The following is a 17,080-nucleotide window of genomic DNA, read 5'->3' on the forward strand; positions in this document are numbered from 1 at the left end:
AGAACGTAAAGCGGAACCTAATTTCACTCAGTCTCGGTTTATGTATAGTTGAAATTTCTCAGCACCCAAAAAACAGATCCAGCGCACACCCCATGCCTAAGTCTAAATTTTAATAATCAAAGCTCAACTGTATGATTGACGTATCTTGTTCTCTGTAAGCAGAAGCATTCGAAGCATGTTCAATAATCACTTCATTTTCTGCCATGATATCGCTCTTCTTATGCATTAATATAGGTTTTATCAGATGCCCTTTATAAGAAATATCAAGATCCAGCTGGGATCGAGTAAGCTTAATGTCTAAAATTATAAGGTCACTGCTCAAGTGTTTTTCAGTAATAATCGTGAGTAATTTATTAGAGGTTACTTTAACGTCCTTATATAATGACAACGGTAAATCCCAATCGCGTTGTAACGATTCTAAATAATCCAGGCCAATCTTCAAACCATTTGCATCAGGACTCAAAGCGACTCGTGCGCTTTTGAAATTATCAATGGCCAATAATCCGATAAAATTAAAAATAATAGCGCTAATAGTGGCTAAAGCAATCGATGAGCCCGCCAGGGATTGGATGTAATTTGGAAGATGTTGATAGGTGCTGGGATAAATATCACGACTGACACCGAGCATAAAAGAAACACCAATGACAATTGCTCGGTGTGAAACGATCATCCGAGGAATAATTGTTTTTAATCCGGACACAAATATGGTTGCAGCTAAAAATAATAATATGGATGCGACAATTGGTCCCGGCGTTAATACTAAAATTAAAGCAAACTTAGGACAAAAGCTTAATAACCAAAAGATTGCAGCAAAAGAATAAGCCACTCTGCGGCAACTCACTCCGGACGACAGTGACACTCCCAAAGCAGAACTACTGACATTTTGACCAAAACTACCCATTACGCCACATAAAATGGTACCCATGCTGTCAATAAAACAACCTCTACTGATGCTACCCATTTCAGGACGTACCCAATCTGCATCATTTAATTCTTGATGGGCGGTAACAGCACCACTGACTTTAATTGCACAAGCCAACGCTGCAATGGCAAAAGGAATTATTAGTGACGAATCAAAGTGCATTCCAGTTGTAAACATGGGAACCGTGGGTAATGCAAACCAGTTCACCTGCTTAATCTGCATAATAGCGTGCTCATCCATACAACCCGTGATGTAAATCAAAAAATAACCAACAATAAGCGCAATAATCAGCGCATACAGCCTAAAGAAATTGGATCCCCACAGAACCATCATCAAAATAAGAAATAACGTAAAAACACTGATACAGGAAGATAAAACTGCATGGGTTGTAGCAGTGGAAAAGATGGTAATAAAGCTATTAATTCCAATTTTAGCTAACTCTATGCCTATTAAAGCCATAATTAACCCACCAATCTCTGCCGGGAAAAATTTCTTTAAGCGTTTAAACAAAAGAGAAAGCATGGATTGGAGAATACCAGAAAATAAAGTCATACCAAAAACCAAAGGTAACCCGCCCATCTGAATGGCAATAATAGAAGGTGCTATATAAACGGGTGTTGGTGTTGCCAATACTAAATAACCTGAGCCTATTTTTCCTCGACCAATCACTTGCAAAATAGTAGTTAATCCAGCAATCAACATAGCGATGCTAATGACACCGGCAGCTAATTCATTATCGACATGTACGTGTTGCATGACAATTACTGGTAATAATAAAAAGGCGGTAATAATTGCTACATATTGCAATCCTAATAAGAATAATGTTGGTAAATCAGGCTTGTCGTCTACACCATAAATAAGCTGAGGCGGTCTTTTCATGATGTATGCCTTTTAAATAATTTAATACTAAATAAAACCGTAAGAACAATAAAACAAATTAACCCTAATAATAAGGCCGGCTCTGTTGTTACGATTCCAATCTCAGGAAAAGGATTGTAAATGGCGGGAATAATATCGCTGCTGGCAGCAATTAAAAAAGCGATGCCAATGGCGTATGTTTTTTTTGAATCGGCGTTTTGCAAACTCCACATATTGATACCAAACATAAATAAGGAAGCACCAATGATCACCGCTGTAGCACCATTCACTCCCGCAGGAATGGTGAGAAAAACTGCAACTACTTTCGGGCTAAAGCTGATCAGGATTAACAGCATGGAAAAAGTATAAGCAATAATTTTACTGTAAGCCCCAGAGGTAATCGAAAGACCTACCGCACCAGGCAGCGGACTTTGCGCAATAGATCCAGTCCCGGAAGCCAGTATGGTGGTGATGCTTAGCCATAAATTACCCCGGCGAATGGTAGAAAGATCAGGCTCTTTCCAGTCATTCGAAGCTACTCTTTGATTGACACATGCAAGAGCAAAAAATGCAAAAGTGGTGATGAATGATGCAATTAAAAAAGGAAACAGCAGATCCTTGCTGAATGAATAGTGCGGCATCATTAAATGTGGCAACTGCAGCCAAGGGGCTGACTCTACTCGTTGTAAAAGAGTATCTGGAATAAACCCGTTTAAATAAGCCAAAATCCAGCCCGTAAGAATTCCAATCAGAATACAATACAGTCGTAATTTTTGTGGACTCCATAAACGAATAATAACCATGAGTGCTAAAACATTAAAACCAATAATATCAATGCCGTGTTTATATTCAGTAGATGCTTGCGGTATAGATGACGTATTGTGAATCATTAATTGACCTAATTCACTTGGACTAAATAACTCTTGCACACCGAGCACACCTAACCAAAAACCCAACATAACCAAAATAAATGCCGCTGTATCTTTGGTAAAAACAAAGCGGTAACTGCGTATGAGCGGTGTTAAAATTAATTGGACCAACCCACCGATTAAACTCATACCAAATACCATGCTCAGACCACCTAAATGAGCCGCCGATAAAGAAGCTACAAAGTAAGGTATTGAAGTAAAAGAAGGTAATAAAGCGCCAGAAGATATTTTAGGTAGTGCAATTGCTTGTATTAGTGTTGCTATGGCACCCCAGATTAATGACATACTAATAAGCGTCGCGGTGGCATCAGGGCTTGCCCCTGCGTATTTGGCAACCATCAACGGAAACATCGCCATTATAGAAAATTTAACCAGCAATTGGACACCCAGAAGTAACTGAGTTAGGAAGGGTGGTTTATCTGCTGTGTTATAGATAACTGTCCTTGATGTAATCGGCATTTTGTCCCTTAATGGTCATCCACTTACTAAGATATTCGAGTATAAAAAATGGTACTTGATGATTGTATTTTAAATTTGGGAACCTGTCGAAAAAATTTCACAAATCGAATCAAGCCTTTTTTAGGAGTACATATGCTTCTTGCTGATATAACTATTGCTCAGTAGACCCTATGACTTTTTTGAAGAGCCTAATCCATTAGAGTTTAGTACTGTTAAGTAATTAGCAACTGTCTCGATGAAAGTAGCTACAAGGTAAATTCAACTTCCTAATTTAGGAAAATACGCACGTCGTGGATTCATCTATATTTGGTGTATCATCATCTGATTTGAAAAAAGTATTAATACCATCAATGATCGAAGCTATAGTGCGGGTTACTAATCCTATGGGTGCACCTACTATGCTAACTATCGCCAGACAGGCAAAACATACGCTGGCAATTAACATTTGTGTAGCATGAACAGTCATAAATTTTAAAACGAAATCGCCCCAGTTTGGTTGGTTAAATACTTCTCCAACAACCTGAGCCCCAATGGTTAGAGGAAATGTTGCAATAGCAAGTAAAATTGATGAAGCAAGAGATTCACAGGCCGTAAAACAAAATACAACAGGGGCTATAACCGGACTTACAAGAGTATATAGAAAGTCTTCACAATTTTTATAAGGTGTAAAAAATCCAGGGTAATCATAAACCCAATATTGACTATTTTTTAAAAAACCGGGTGTTGATTCAATAGCATTATCAAGCACAATTAAATCGCTCTATTTCAAATGAGTCAAATATTATACTGTTTAGTTTATAAAATTACTATAATATATTTGTTCTGTGTGGTACAAATTTCAACACTGACACGGGTTCAGGATTGTACTTATGATGAGCAATAACTAGGGCAAACCTGAACACGAACTTCCTTAAAAAGCAAACGACCTCAATTGATCGAACTGCTCTCGTTAAAAATACTGGAAAAAACCACCAAAACAGTCTCCAGATTAAAAATTGAATCAGCTACTGGCTGGCCGTGAATATCAAAAACAGATTGAGAGTCCGTTGCTGCAGCCAAGACTTGCCTGGCATCAAGAACATAATAACCAGCCCGTTCAGAATAACGTCCTACTGTATTTTGAAAACAATTTTTTAATTCTGCAAAACTGGATAATCCACGTATTCTATCCCAGGCCTGATCCAGTTGATCGACCTCAAAAGCCTGCTCCGGAGTAATTAACAGCTGACCTCTTTGAGTAAGAAAATCATATTGACGGGTTAAATCTGCAAGTACTAACTCCAGACTTTCTCTTTGTTGCATCCAATAGTCACTAAATCCATCATCATGCGGAGCTGCTCGAAACCGGGTAAATAAATAACTCCCCAGCTGTTCCCAATAAAGAGCTGTGGGTGATAATTGAGTTGCCAGCGAATCCAGCATGTTCTGATCTATGTTTTCTCTAACCTCAGCAGTAAAGGTGACATAGGCAAACTGCCCTGCTTTATATTGCACCAGGGTTTTGTCCTTATAAAAATGCAAAGGATAAATCTGTTTATTGATCCGTACATATAGGGTATTCCGGCGTATTAGAATCTCAAACACACCAAAAGTCTCTTCAAAAAACTCCTCTTGCAGCTGCCTGGCAAAAGAGAATTCTTGATGTTCTATCTTACCCCCATTGAGCGTGAGCAAACGATGATCTCTGGGGCCAGCAAGAAGATAACGTGTATTTCCTGACTTAAAAAAGATCTGTAACCCCACACCATCTGGTACCACATCGATTTGATCTTTGTGCTGTTCATAATAAGCTTGCGGAGTACTTAAAGGGTTAATTTCAGTCAGATAACTGATTGAATTATCATCAAAAACTACTTTACCAATAATACCTCCGTTAGAAGCATGAACAAAAAACAGAAGAATTAAACAGGAACAGTTAAGTTTCATCCAGAAACGGTACATAGGATACTCCATAAAAATAGGGAGGTATTGAAACAGCTTTAGAATTTGAGTTCAATGCCGATTAGGATTGATACTAATGAACAGAGTGTCCAAACACCCAATAAAGTATACGCCTGTCATCCTTATAGGCTCGAACACGAGCTCCACAGTTGAAACGAGGAGCTTAAAAATACCTTGCGCAACGAACAGGACGAATTGTATTTTTATTGACGTTGGATTGGGTACCGAGACCAAACCATTGGTACCATGCTCGTTGATTATTAATCTCTGTAGAAGTCCAGTAGTCGGTTCCGGTATTAAACCCACCAATTGCAACTTTATTCGTGAAAAAACAGTTTAATTGATTCAGAGCCGGTAAAAACCAATCGTTATAGCACGTATTTACAGACTGACAGGGTGTATTGCCCTGGGAATCAACTTCATAAAGACCGCAAATCCCTGCGGCATAGTTTGCCTGAGGAATATTATTCGGTGGGTTTGAATAAATACTTACTATAGTAGCCGTATTGGTTGCGCCATTGGTGGTACTGTTTGCATTGGTTAATACACCAAATCCATCGTATCTAGCGGCTGAGCTATTATCTACTTTTGCCACGATCATATTGTTGAATCCACCACCAAGGCATCCAATTTTACCACCACCTGAAGCTTGTCCAATAGCAGCATTCAAATAATTAAAACCATTATTTAAGAGAGCGCTTCCGTCCGGGGTGGTAATAACCACATTGACCGAGCCAGCTGCATGAGCCGGTGTTACAGCTGTCACTGCATTATTACTGACAACATGTACGCCTGTTGCAGGAATTCCATCAAAAGTAACGCTGGTTGTTCCCATAAAATTAGTACCTGACAATGTCACTCCGGTATTTCCAATCGCGGTTCCCGATGCTGGAGTGATAGAAGTTAAAGTGGGTATTGCTAAGTAAGTATAGCCATTAGTTAATGTGGCACTACCAGCTGCTGTTGTCACTACCACATCCACGGCACCAGAGGCATGAGCTGGTGTATCTGCTGTTAAAGTCGTTTCATTGATTACACTTATATTACTTGCGCTCAACCCACCAAAAGTCACCGTGCTGGAATTAGTAAAATTAGTTCCAGTCAGGGTCACAGAAGTAGTTCCAAGCGACGTTCCGGCGTTTGGAGTAATAGACCCTAGGGTTGGTGCAACAGAAGCAATACTCATTGCTGCGAGGATTGGAGCTGTGTTTGTTCCCTGAATTGAAAAATTAGTTTGCGCAACAGGAGTTGTTCCCGCTGTGAACGTTAATGTGCAGGTGGCCAGCGGTTCCACGGAGTCACAATTATTTCCTGTCTCTAAAACAATGCCGTCCAGTGAAGTATTAGTAAAATCAGACGTAATATTTAAGGCTTTTACCCAAATTGAATTATTCCTGATGGTCAATGACCCCGTTGCACCATTCGCTGTTAATGCTAAGGGCGAATCAAGCACGCTAATGGCGGCATCTGTTAACGGTGGTGCTGGGGCAATTCTCAAGCTATTTTCAGAAGTTGGGGAATAACATAACGTGTAATTTCCCTGTTCACAAACAACTGGGCCAGTACTAATTTTATCCGTTAGCTGATTGCCATTAATTTGCAATGAAAGAATACAGTTCGAGTCCCTTGCTGGTAATGCAAATGTACTTCCACATAAACCAACACCTTGAACAATTTGCGTAATACCTCTTATAGGTTTCATTACCAGTATGTGTGGCTTCATTGACTGATTAGTAACACGATATTGGATCCATGCATTCGTATTAGTCGGAACAGACAAACTAGTCGCTGTTAAGGGAGAAAATGTCCATAATGGTTTACCTGCTTGTACGGTAGTCAGTATAAAAACAGCAAGGATCATACAAAATAAGCGTCCGGCTAAAAATTTTATTTTCATGCTATAACCTTGTAGTTTATTTATATTGAATTAGTGCACAACATTAATGTTCATACAGAGAATTAGCAAACAAGCCTGACGCTGTGTTGAATTATTATGAGGAACTTTTATTACTAAAGCCAGCGAATAAGTTTTAAAAATTTTAAATAGATCCTGTCTTATTTTAAGCTCTTACACTTTCAATCCAAGAGTAAATAATGACGTATTCAAGAGATGAAACTATAGGACTGTAGCAGTTAGGCTGCGCCATACCTGGCTCAACCTAACGAGCGAACTCCACGGATTTAGGAGCTACAACCAGTCAGTGTTTGACCATTACAAATGCACCATTGTGATCCGCCCCCACAATTGATGCATTGAGACTGATTGGCATTGCAATAAGAACCACCGGCACTGGTTGTCCCGTTATTCCAGCTGCAATAACTTGTTCCAGGATTAGATTGACAATAAGTACTACTCGGAGGAGTGCCAGTTAATAGTGGTGCTGTTAAATTGGCAGAAATCGACGCTTGATAATTAGGTACGCTTACCGCTACATTTGAACAATAACCCGAAGACGGTGTTTTGCAATCTTGCATCTGAGTGGTAGTTACCGGTGTTATGGTACTAGCCGCGAAATCACTATCGGTCAGGGTACTTAAATTATGGATGGTCTGATTCCCTACAGTCGTGATGCTGGCAGGTAACTCGACACCCGTGATTTGGATTAGAGATGTTGGACACGTTACTGGAACAACTGAGACATTACTCCAATTTTGAGTATTAAAACCTGATTGTCCTGCAGAAGCAAAATTACAGGCGTTCTGCAAAGTCGTTTTGGCAGGATACGCTGTACCATTGTAGGTAACAGAATAGGTGGAATTTATACTGGAGTAGTCGCCAAAATAGGCTGAACACGAACTACTTTCAATATGATCACCCCAGTTTACATTGCCACCGGTTCCCCAAAAAATTGGACACTGAGTGGGATAGTTACCTGAGCCACCGCCAGCCATGTATATATCAAAAGTATTAGGAGTAGCGCCAGTATTCACTGATTGAAAAATCATATAAGGGTATGGGGTTTTGCCATTAAATTTTAAAGCAAAACAAAAACCATTGAGTTGGTTACATCCTCCAGAGCAACCAGGAATTCCCAGCTGATCGCCCAGTGCCGCTGTTCCCACAGCATAAACCGTGTTGGTACCCGATAAAAAGCTGGGGAGAACATTCCCTTGAGCATCCATAGTAACCGCCTGAATCATAGCCCAAGAACCGAGCATGGTTTCCGGCGTTGCATAATAATCAGAAGAAACACAGACGTTACCCGTAGGAGCGCTACCGTATGGGAATTTAGGGTCAATAGTCAAAACTCTCGGAATGGAATTCTGACTGGCCTGAGTGCATATGTACGAACCTGGGGAATTATCACTCGGGCTTTTTGTTACACAGACCGTTGGACCATCAATTAAATCAGATAATTTATCGCGATTTACTTTCAATGATAACAGACAAGAAGCCCCGGGTTGCAGAACAAATGGATTTCCACATCTTCCAGCTGAAGTATTCTGTGTGACCGCGCCCATGGGCTTCATTGCAAAAGTATGGCGACTTTTCATTTGATTAGTGACCAGGTATTCGATAATAGTTATACCACTGTTGGGGTTTTGAATGGTTGTAGATGTCGTTGGGCTTATCAAAATAGGCAGTTGTGTATTAGCATGAACCATTGCGATCGATAGTAGACAAGTTGCGGTAACACTTACCCAAAAGTTCAGGATTTTTTTAATATTCATCATAATTCCTTAAGCAACGTAACTGAGGCTGAATTGTAATTGATTCGTGTAAATATGATTTAAATCCAAACCACCAGTTAACACTTGTTCTGTGGCAGATCCAAGGGACGTCCTGCCCCAATCACTAAACTCATATCCCACACCAACAGACCAGTGGCTATTTAGTGCCCGTTGCAAACCGGCTCCTAGTGTGTAGGAAAAATCTCTTGTTGTGTGCGAGGTAAAAGGAGGCTCAGGTTCGATATCAATATTTTTAGGTGTAGTAATGTAGTTATACGCATGATTAACACCCACACCAAGACTGCCAGAAAGATAGGGTTGTACCAGCTGATAAAAATCTGTTAATAACTTGCCTTTCACCGCCAGGCGAGTGTGCTTAATTTTATAATCATAAAATAAATTATTAAAATCAGGATCAGCATCTTGCCAAATATCACCATGGAGCGGAATGGCTGTTGTTGTAGCAACGGCAAATCCAAATTCAGCAAACAGTTTCGGGGAAAAATAATGGTGCAGACCCAGGAACAATTCTCCACTACCAAATTTCTTGGTAGTAGAATTTGCAGCGAAGGTTTCGCGAAGTTCTGGCTGTAAATAGATGGTTTGGGTTTTACCTGGAGTGCTCCATACAGGGCCTAAACTAAGGGTGGCTGCAGGTCTCCAGGAGCCATCAATACTGCCACCATCGCCAGCACATACCAGCCCGGTGAGCGTGACACCACATGCTATCGTAACTACCTTGTTTAATTTCACGTATTTTCTCAATAAAGTCCTTTAAATTGTTCGCATGATGCCTTTTACAATTGCAATAATCAACCCTTTCATTGACAAAAAATCAATAAAAAACAATCCAGATAAAGCCTAAACGAAATTGTTCAACCTTATTTCACAACCACATAAAGTGCATACCCCCGACGCATTTCGAAAGGCCTCATTAACCTGCCCATAATCCCAAAATGATTAAATTTTACACATGAACTCTTAACTTTATGAGCCTATCATGTCTAATATTTACTCAAAAAAACCCATTATCATTTTATCTGTAATCGAACCGGGAACAATGAGAGACTTATCTTTCGTAGATAAAATGATTGATTCTGATCAAAAGCAAAAAAATGACCAACCCTTTGTCATTCTTCTCAATGATTTAGGCGATGAAACATTAAAATATAAAAGCTTTGTTCAAACTTTAAAAAACACAATTGGAGAAGAAGATGAAAATTCTGACCATGTTGTAGCTATTAATCTAAGCAATCCATTTCCTCTGAAAAAAGATACTCTGTTAAATCTGATAGTTAATGGATTTAAACAATCCCAGGAATACACCATTCTAAAAACAGGACAAGGGGTAGTAACAACATTATTAAACTTAGAAACCGACTCTGTTAAAGAGTTCAATAAAATAGTAGAAGAAGCAACTGATGAGTTGAAATCCAAATCCAATGTACGCTTGAGCTAACATGTGCCAGCTCCAACTTCATATTAATAAATTGGCAGGCAAATGGTACAACAAGGTTAGGCCAGAAGGCCTAACTCGTTATTTTTACTGCTTAAGCAGTGAGATTTACTGCAATAAGGAACGATTCGAGCTCATTTTATTTTCGATAAGAGTATTAAATTATTTGATATTAGGAATCACCTTGAATTGATAAACTTTTTGCTTTAATAAAATATTGACTAAAATCGGGTGATTGACTGAGCCACTGTCTAAGGTATTCAACAAACTCCCAAATCAGCCGTTCTTCAGAACGTTTTTTTAGATAATAGGCGTGAAACTCAATGTCCATAGAAAAATCGCTGAGTTGGACTACAGCTAATTTCTCATTCAGTAGTCGTTCATAACTCAAACACCAACTGGATCCCGATTCGACAATTTGAATATTGCTGTATATCGTATTGACTTCAGCAATCGTTTTAATTGAAATGTCCTTTTGCTTCAGTAATAAATTAAATTTTTGGCGCATAATGCTGTCATTCGTTAACAATACGGCATCGTATTGTGCCAATTCAGCTATAGATATTGGCGACCTGGAGTTGGCTAAGGGATGTTCGATGGATACTATCGGAACAATTCGTTCTTTCCATAAAGGCACAGAAGCTATATTGGCGGGGCAATATCCAGCATGAGGTAAAATGATCAGATCATAATTTCCACTTGTCAGACTAGAGCTAAGCTCTTTTGCAGGAACTATTTTATTAACAATAAAATAGTTCGTTTTAAGAGCATGCATGTAATTCGTAAATTCGGCAAATGCTGAAATTGAAACATAAGGATTAAGCCCTATATTAATAGTTAATTTAGGTTGGCTTTTGCGGTCATTATGCTCTGCTTTCATCATTTCATTATAAATACCGAGCATTTGTCGAATATAAGGGAGAAAGGCCTTGCCTTTATTCGTCAGTTCTACACCATAACTGGTATTTACAAAAAGTTGGGTCCCAAGTTCTTGTTCTAATTTTTTAATACGTCTGCTTATAGTCGGCTGTGATGTGAACATATGCCTGGATGCCAAGGATATTGAATGATATTCAACAACAGCAAGAAATGTTTTCAAATCTACTATGTTCATCTAAGCCTCCTGGTATCCTCTATGAAAGGTAACCTTGCTTTTATATTTATTGTACTACTTTTTATAGACTATTTTATTGGCTTTCTCCGAAAATAGAGCCGTAAGTATTGATGAACATCACTAAACAAATAAGATTATGAATTTAACACAAGAAATATTTAATACAAATTTATTATAAAGCTCTTGTGTAATCAAGGCACTATACAATTTATAGGGCCTTGATTATCTCTAAGTATCTCTTTACTGAAGTATGGGGCCGAATACTCTCCATCCAAGAATCGCTAACAGGACAAATAACATCAGATTACCCCCAACCAGACCATAGTTACCACGGGTATAATCACCTCGGTGCCAATACAGGCCAAAGAGTAACCAAACAAGCATCAGCACCCAAAACAAAACTCCAATAGGCATTTTAATCTCCCTAACTGTTAACCAGATCCTCTCTGGTGGGGTGTTTAGGTGGATCAGATAAATGAATAACTCATCCACATAAAAATAGAACTAGGCTATTTAATTAATTATAGTTGACTATTGGATAATATATGGTCAATTAGCTCCATTTAAGTGTTTTTTATTCAATGGATTAAAGTCTAATAATGCTCTTCACTATGAATCGATAGCAGGTTAAAAAACGTGTATAGCGTTCATTAAACAGAATTAAATAATCGCATTATGTCAAAATTAAACACATTTGATGCTTTTTTATGATAAAATTTGGGCCAGCTGGAGTGTGTAATCAATTGCTGTAACTTCACTAAGGGAAAATTCAAGCAAGGAGGTAATTAAACCTATAAACCGGATAAAAATCCGGAGTATTTTTTAAGATCAAAAAAGGCAAATATGAGCAAAGGTAAAATAGAACTCGACTATCCAGTACATCCTTCGAAGAATGAATTCAAGATTGAGAATCCAATTGCAATTAATCCTAAAGATGAGAACGAATTCGTACCCCAAACTATAGTCACCTCCAGTAGGGCAACCTATACGGAAGAGATGCTTCTTAATCGAATTGATGAGACTGGTTTATTAGATGATTTTATTAGCGGTAAGAAAATCTCCGATCGGAGTGAATGCTGGGTGGAGTGTTTTTCAAGAGACGATTTGGTTCGAATCTTCACCACCTTTCCAAAGGTCTACGAACGCTGTGAGACTTTGATGAGTAATTCTCTTGGTCCGGCTATACATACTGTCCTGTCATTTAATGATATTTTTTGCGATCTGTTTGAACATGTTTTGCAAAAAGCCAAAGCAATTCACTTACACTGCGGCTGGGGCTTTAGTGAAGGTACTGACGAGTTTACTCAATTTGAATTGGCACTCTCTTCATGGAACACATTTATGAAAGAAGATGCTTTCACAGCAAAAACTTCGAACCTATTCAAAGCATTGGATCAATTTGCCGAGTCTGATTTTGTTCATTTAAAAAACATCGGATTCTCATCGATAAGTACTCAATTATATCAAATTTGCCAACATGGACATTGCAGTGCTGGATTTACTGAACAATTATCCAGAGTGTATACAGCAATAACACTCGCTCGAACTGTACTCTTTTATGGAACGATACTTAACAAAAACAGTTCTGAACACAATGATCAACCCCGCAACAAAGCTAAAGTCTGGGATTATTGTCAATCAGCAGTATTCTTTAAAATGAATCCCGAATTAAAAAAGGAGATGGAAGCTCCATTATACCATGGCACTATTGATACGGAGGCTGCCAAGCGTTTACTCTGCAATCCTGGTGATTACTTGGCCAGGTATTCGCCCAATTACAAAAATCATTATCTTACTGTCTTGATAGATGCCAGTGTTTTCCAGAACAAAATAGTCTTGAACCTGATAATACCTCCATCCAAAGTTGATTCGTGGATTAAAAAACCGACAGAGCATCGTGAAGAAATCGAATTTTATATTAAAGAGCAACTGTCCAAGGAGCATCCAGAAAATACGCAACAATGGGTCAATGTTTTTTTAAAAAAAGAACAATACGACCCAATTTTTAATCCAGTGTGTGCAATTGAAACAGCTAATGTAGTACTTAAAATAAGATAATCCGGTTCTAATCCATAACCAGTAGCGCCCCCGGTTTCAATTGTTTCAATCTACCTTTCTGTTCTGTGAATGATGGGCTGAAGATAACTCTCCAGTCCATCACTTCTATTCAACCTTCTGAACACATAATTTAAAGTCATATAAAATATCAATAACGACTATTAAAATTTCACATCATTATTTAATTATTGCTTAAGTTTGGAACTTCATAATGAGTAATTAGAGTTCTGGATTAGTTTATTGGATCCAGGAGTTAACAATGCACTTTCCAACCTTAAGGAGCTATTATGCCTTGGATTTACCCACCATTTACGTCACTTGATCAACATGAACAACAAGCAGTAATTAGAAACTACGAACGAAAATTCCGTGACTTTGACAATGACATTATTATCTATAGCGCACTCGAAGTATTACGTGCCAATGGACATACCAATGTAAATGCGATTAAAGTAGGCCCAGATAGAGCAGGCGATGAATTTAATCTGTATATGCAACTTATAGGCAAAATACCTCAAGATAAGCGTTATACCATTTTTTCATTACCTACCTTGCAAGGTAGCCATTCAGTTGCTGTTGTCATTGACACACAAAACCGTGAAGTTCATGTTATCGATTCACTAAACCAGGTTTATCCTGAAGCAACAGGACAAATCCAAACAGCCATTGATGAAGAAATTTTGGATGGTTACCGTATAGTAAGACCTGCATCACCAGTTACACAACAATCAGATGGCTGGAGTTGTGGTATTCACAGTGCAGCCAATATTGTAGGGATTATAACTGGTGATATTGATCTCAAAACAAACAAGGGTCTTGGTCCCAGGAGCAATGCTGAAGTACAAAACCTTTTGGGAATCTTTAGCAAAGCCTATGGGGAAAGTTCGGTACAACGCCAGAACAATTTAAACAATCCACGTTTGAATGTCAGACAAAAAAGAACCCTTCGTTATGGGTTACAAGGACTTGATACCTCCACGCTCAATCCTCAGATCCAAAATGATATTAGAACATTAATTGACGCCTTACTTGTAGAGTTTCCACAAGGAATGACTGAGGCAGAGTTAATGCAACAAAGATCTTTTAAGGATTTTGCGCAAGAGTTTACTCAATCTAATCCTGGAAATGTACTGAATTCACTATTAAGTACTCCAGAGTTTATCGCCATATTACCGGCGAATTTAGAAGAGAATGCCGAAGAGAAAGAAGTAGTGATTACTTTGTATCTTTCTGAACAACTACACAATCTACAAAACGCTCCCGCTGTTGCAAGCTCATCAACTCCTGTGGTTGCCAGCTCGTCAGCTCCAGTTGTTGCAGGGCTCCTCACTTTAGACGCGGCCTTAACTCGTTTTGCAGATCCCATTACTGATGGTGGACGGCGAGGCGATGTACGACATGCCATAAGCTATTTTGCACAAATGACCCAACACAATTCCAACCTGTTTAATGAGGTTTCTTGTCAACATATTGCGAATCATACCGATCCAACAAACCTTGCTTGTGCACTTATAATGCTGGGTTCTACAGACGATCCAAAACTTCAGGAAATTGTAGCTTTACCCTATCCAATGGATTACTTCTTTAGCAACCCGAGTGCGTCATCTGATACTGCGCAACCCGCTCAATCATCAAGTGTTCCGGTGATCAGCAGTAGCAGCCAACCTTCAGCAAGTCCGGCACCACAAGCACCTTCAGTTGATTCAAGCAGTTCTTCTGCACCTGATGAGCGATTAACTCTGGAGCTGAAGCAATTTATATCAACCCTTCGTAGTGAGCGAGGAGGTTTGGATTCGACTGCTTACTGGCTAACTCGTACAGAAGAACAACGAGCGGATTTGATGAGGCGGTTTGATGCTGCAAATCAAACACCAGCCATACGTCCGGCATCCGGTTTTGCAGGCGGTTTTTTTGGTTCATCATCTCAACCAGCCCGGAGATCAGAACTCGATGATTTTCAAGAAGAATTAGAAGAATTTCTGCAAGAGAAAGTTCGGCTAATGGGTTTTGATACTATTGAATCAGCACGTCAAACATTCGGTGATGAGGTTTTTGCTGACATGACGGAGGAATTTTTTACAGCAAAAACCAGCCAACTACAACGTAGATAATCCATAAATTCTCTTTAAGTGAAAAAGCAAGTCTTCTTGCTTTTTCACTCAATAAATATCAATTGAATAAGCAATGTTCCTGTAAACTATTTCCCCTATAGAAATTTAAAATCTTCCTGTTGCATGAAGAGCTTTATACACGATTCGAACAGGAGTATATTGTACACATAACGCTCAGAGCTGGTCTGTGCGGGCATAAGCAAAGATTTTCAAGCGGACTGCTTTATAGAGTAGGATTGGTATTTTGATTAATACATTCATCAGGAAAAAAATACAGCTGCTATTCAGTAGCCTTATTTTTTTTGTCATCAATACTCATGCCAACACCATTCAAACACCTGATGTTTGGGATGTTTTGCGCGGTGAATTTAAGATGAATCATGAAATCAATCGGCCTGAGGTTCAAGATCAAATACGCTGGCTACTCGATCATCCTGGCTTTGTGACTAAAGTATGTCAGAAAGCGGAGCCCTATCTGTATCATGTGACACGAGAAATTCAAAGAAGAAATTTACCGGGAGAATTGGCATTACTTCCTATGATAGAAAGTGCTTACGACCCATTTGCTTATTCAAAAGTAGGTGCTGCAGGTTTATGGCAAATCATGCCAGTAACAGGAAATCAATTAGGTTTAATTCAGGATTGGTGGTTTGATGGAAGACGTAGTATTAATCATTCAACGGATGCAGCACTCACCCACCTGACGCATTTAAATAAAGTGTTTAACGGAAACTGGATTCTTTCCATAGCCGCCTATGATGCGGGTGAGGGGGCCATAGGCAGAGCGGTTAAAGCACATAATCCTGATGGACGTAATGTCAGTTTTTGGGAATTAAATGTCCCTAAAGAAACACAAGTCTATGTACCCCGATTTTTAGCTTTGGCAGAAATCATGAGCAACCCCCAGGCTTATAAAATAAATCTGCCCGCGACACCATTCCGACCTTATTTTGAAGAAGTGAATATTGGCAGTCAAATTGACTTGAGTCATGCAGCCAGTTTAGCGGGCATTTCGGTTAATGAATTAACCAAATTAAATCCGGGTTATAATCGATGGGCCACTGCGCCCTATAAACCCTTCACGTTGCTTATTCCAATAGCGAAAGTAACTCAGTTTTATTTCAATTTATCCCATTCGCCGGTCGAGAAACGAGTGAGCTGGACCAAGCATCTCGTCCTTCCGAGTGACAGTTTGCGCAGTATAGCCAGACAGTATCATACTACGATTACATTGATAAAAAAGCTAAATCGTCTGTCCGATCACTACATACGACCCAATCAGGTTTTATTGATCCCGAGTACAAAAAATACGCCTGTATTACCGTTCCATGAAATATCCAAATCAAAATTCTTAAGCCAGACGTCAATAAAAGGGAAGGTATATCGAGTTATACATATTGTTCAGCCCAACGAATCGTATAGAACACTCGAAATGCTCTATAAAGTGTCGACTCAAGATATTATGAATTGGAATCATCTCGGCTCGGGAGTGGCATTAGTACAAGGTCAACAGTTAATTATTTGGAAAAAAATCAAACAAGCGTAAATGGAGTTATAGAA

13 protein-coding genes are annotated in these 17,080 nt (G+C 39.0%); 4 read left to right on the forward strand and 9 right to left on the reverse strand.

Going from position 1 to position 17,080, the window contains the following annotated elements; genetic code table 11:
- Positions 1–109 precede the first annotated feature (109 nt).
- The 7 genes from IZU94_RS10495 to IZU94_RS10525 form a co-directional block, all read right to left on the reverse strand.
- Positions 110–1,801, reverse strand: coding sequence for a uracil-xanthine permease family protein (locus IZU94_RS10495; RefSeq protein WP_203110425.1), 1,692 nt, complete (start codon positions 1,799–1,801; stop codon positions 110–112).
- Positions 1,798–3,168 (reverse strand): solute carrier family 23 protein, encoded by a 1,371-nt coding sequence (locus IZU94_RS10500; RefSeq protein ID WP_203110427.1) that lies wholly within the window; start codon positions 3,166–3,168, stop codon positions 1,798–1,800. The genes IZU94_RS10495 and IZU94_RS10500 overlap by 4 nt, the downstream gene beginning before the upstream one ends.
- A 271-nt stretch (positions 3,169–3,439) precedes the next feature.
- A complete protein-coding gene (locus IZU94_RS10505) occupies positions 3,440–3,916 on the reverse strand; it encodes a hypothetical protein (RefSeq protein WP_203110430.1) in 477 nt (158 codons plus the stop codon).
- A 179-nt stretch (positions 3,917–4,095) separates the two neighbouring features.
- Complete coding sequence (locus IZU94_RS10510; RefSeq protein ID WP_203110432.1) at positions 4,096–5,109, reverse strand: hypothetical protein; 1,014 nt, start codon at positions 5,107–5,109, stop codon at positions 4,096–4,098.
- 163 nt (positions 5,110–5,272) lie between these two features.
- Complete coding sequence (locus tag IZU94_RS10515; RefSeq protein ID WP_203110434.1) at positions 5,273–7,006, reverse strand: IPT/TIG domain-containing protein; 1,734 nt, start codon at positions 7,004–7,006, stop codon at positions 5,273–5,275.
- Positions 7,007–7,290: 284 nt separating this feature from the next.
- Positions 7,291–8,784: a hypothetical protein gene (locus IZU94_RS10520; protein ID WP_203110436.1), complete on the reverse strand. Its 1,494-nt coding sequence runs from the start codon at positions 8,782–8,784 to the stop codon at positions 7,291–7,293.
- Between the two features lie 6 nt (positions 8,785–8,790).
- Positions 8,791–9,534 carry an outer membrane protein gene (locus IZU94_RS10525; protein WP_203110438.1) on the reverse strand — a complete coding sequence of 248 codons (744 nt, stop codon included), beginning with the start codon at positions 9,532–9,534 and terminating at the stop codon, positions 8,791–8,793.
- A gap of 247 nt (positions 9,535–9,781) precedes the next feature.
- Here IZU94_RS10525 and IZU94_RS10530 point away from each other — a divergent pair, with 247 nt between their 5' ends.
- A complete protein-coding gene (locus tag IZU94_RS10530) occupies positions 9,782–10,240 on the forward strand; it encodes a hypothetical protein (protein ID WP_203110439.1) in 459 nt (152 codons plus the stop codon).
- 169 nt (positions 10,241–10,409) lie between these two features.
- Here IZU94_RS10530 and IZU94_RS10535 read toward each other — a convergent pair whose 3' ends face one another.
- Positions 10,410–11,351: a LysR family transcriptional regulator gene (locus tag IZU94_RS10535; RefSeq protein WP_203110441.1), complete on the reverse strand. Its 942-nt coding sequence runs from the start codon at positions 11,349–11,351 to the stop codon at positions 10,410–10,412.
- Between the two features lie 240 nt (positions 11,352–11,591).
- Complete coding sequence (locus tag IZU94_RS10540) at positions 11,592–11,765, reverse strand: hypothetical protein (RefSeq protein WP_203110443.1); 174 nt, start codon at positions 11,763–11,765, stop codon at positions 11,592–11,594.
- A 429-nt stretch (positions 11,766–12,194) separates the two neighbouring features.
- Here IZU94_RS10540 and IZU94_RS10545 point away from each other — a divergent pair, with 429 nt between their 5' ends.
- The 3 genes from IZU94_RS10545 to IZU94_RS10555 all read left to right on the forward strand — a co-directional run bounded on the left by IZU94_RS10545 (position 12,195) and on the right by IZU94_RS10555 (position 17,066).
- Positions 12,195–13,409: an SH2 domain-containing protein gene (locus IZU94_RS10545; protein ID WP_203110444.1), complete on the forward strand. Its 1,215-nt coding sequence runs from the start codon at positions 12,195–12,197 to the stop codon at positions 13,407–13,409.
- 287 nt (positions 13,410–13,696) lie between these two features.
- Complete coding sequence (locus IZU94_RS10550; protein ID WP_203110445.1) at positions 13,697–15,520, forward strand: hypothetical protein; 1,824 nt, start codon at positions 13,697–13,699, stop codon at positions 15,518–15,520.
- Positions 15,521–15,764: 244 nt separating this feature from the next.
- Positions 15,765–17,066 carry a transglycosylase SLT domain-containing protein gene (locus tag IZU94_RS10555; protein WP_203110446.1) on the forward strand — a complete coding sequence of 434 codons (1,302 nt, stop codon included), beginning with the start codon at positions 15,765–15,767 and terminating at the stop codon, positions 17,064–17,066.
- Positions 17,067–17,080: the final 14 nt, after the last annotated feature.

The sequence above is a fragment of the Legionella bononiensis genome (genome assembly GCF_016786215.1).
In the GTDB taxonomy this organism is placed as follows: Bacteria; Pseudomonadota; Gammaproteobacteria; order Legionellales; family Legionellaceae; genus Legionella; species Legionella bononiensis.

Bases quoted from the DNA above. Each gene is read 5' to 3' on its own strand.
- IZU94_RS10495 (WP_203110425.1), bottom strand. From the start codon at position 1,801: ATGAAAAGACCGCCTCAGCTTATTTATGGTGTAGACGACAAGCCTGAT.
- IZU94_RS10500 (WP_203110427.1), bottom strand. From the start codon at position 3,168: ATGCCGATTACATCAAGGACAGTTATCTATAACACAGCAGATAAACCA.
- IZU94_RS10510 (WP_203110432.1), bottom strand. From the start codon at position 5,109: ATGTACCGTTTCTGGATGAAACTTAACTGTTCCTGTTTAATTCTTCTG.
- IZU94_RS10515 (WP_203110434.1), bottom strand. From the start codon at position 7,006: ATGAAAATAAAATTTTTAGCCGGACGCTTATTTTGTATGATCCTTGCT.
- IZU94_RS10520 (WP_203110436.1), bottom strand. From the start codon at position 8,784: ATGATGAATATTAAAAAAATCCTGAACTTTTGGGTAAGTGTTACCGCA.
- IZU94_RS10530 (WP_203110439.1), top strand. From the start codon at position 9,782: ATGTCTAATATTTACTCAAAAAAACCCATTATCATTTTATCTGTAATC.
- IZU94_RS10535 (WP_203110441.1), bottom strand. From the start codon at position 11,351: ATGAACATAGTAGATTTGAAAACATTTCTTGCTGTTGTTGAATATCAT.
- IZU94_RS10540 (WP_203110443.1), bottom strand. From the start codon at position 11,765: ATGCCTATTGGAGTTTTGTTTTGGGTGCTGATGCTTGTTTGGTTACTC.
- IZU94_RS10545 (WP_203110444.1), top strand. From the start codon at position 12,195: ATGAGCAAAGGTAAAATAGAACTCGACTATCCAGTACATCCTTCGAAG.
- IZU94_RS10550 (WP_203110445.1), top strand. From the start codon at position 13,697: ATGCCTTGGATTTACCCACCATTTACGTCACTTGATCAACATGAACAA.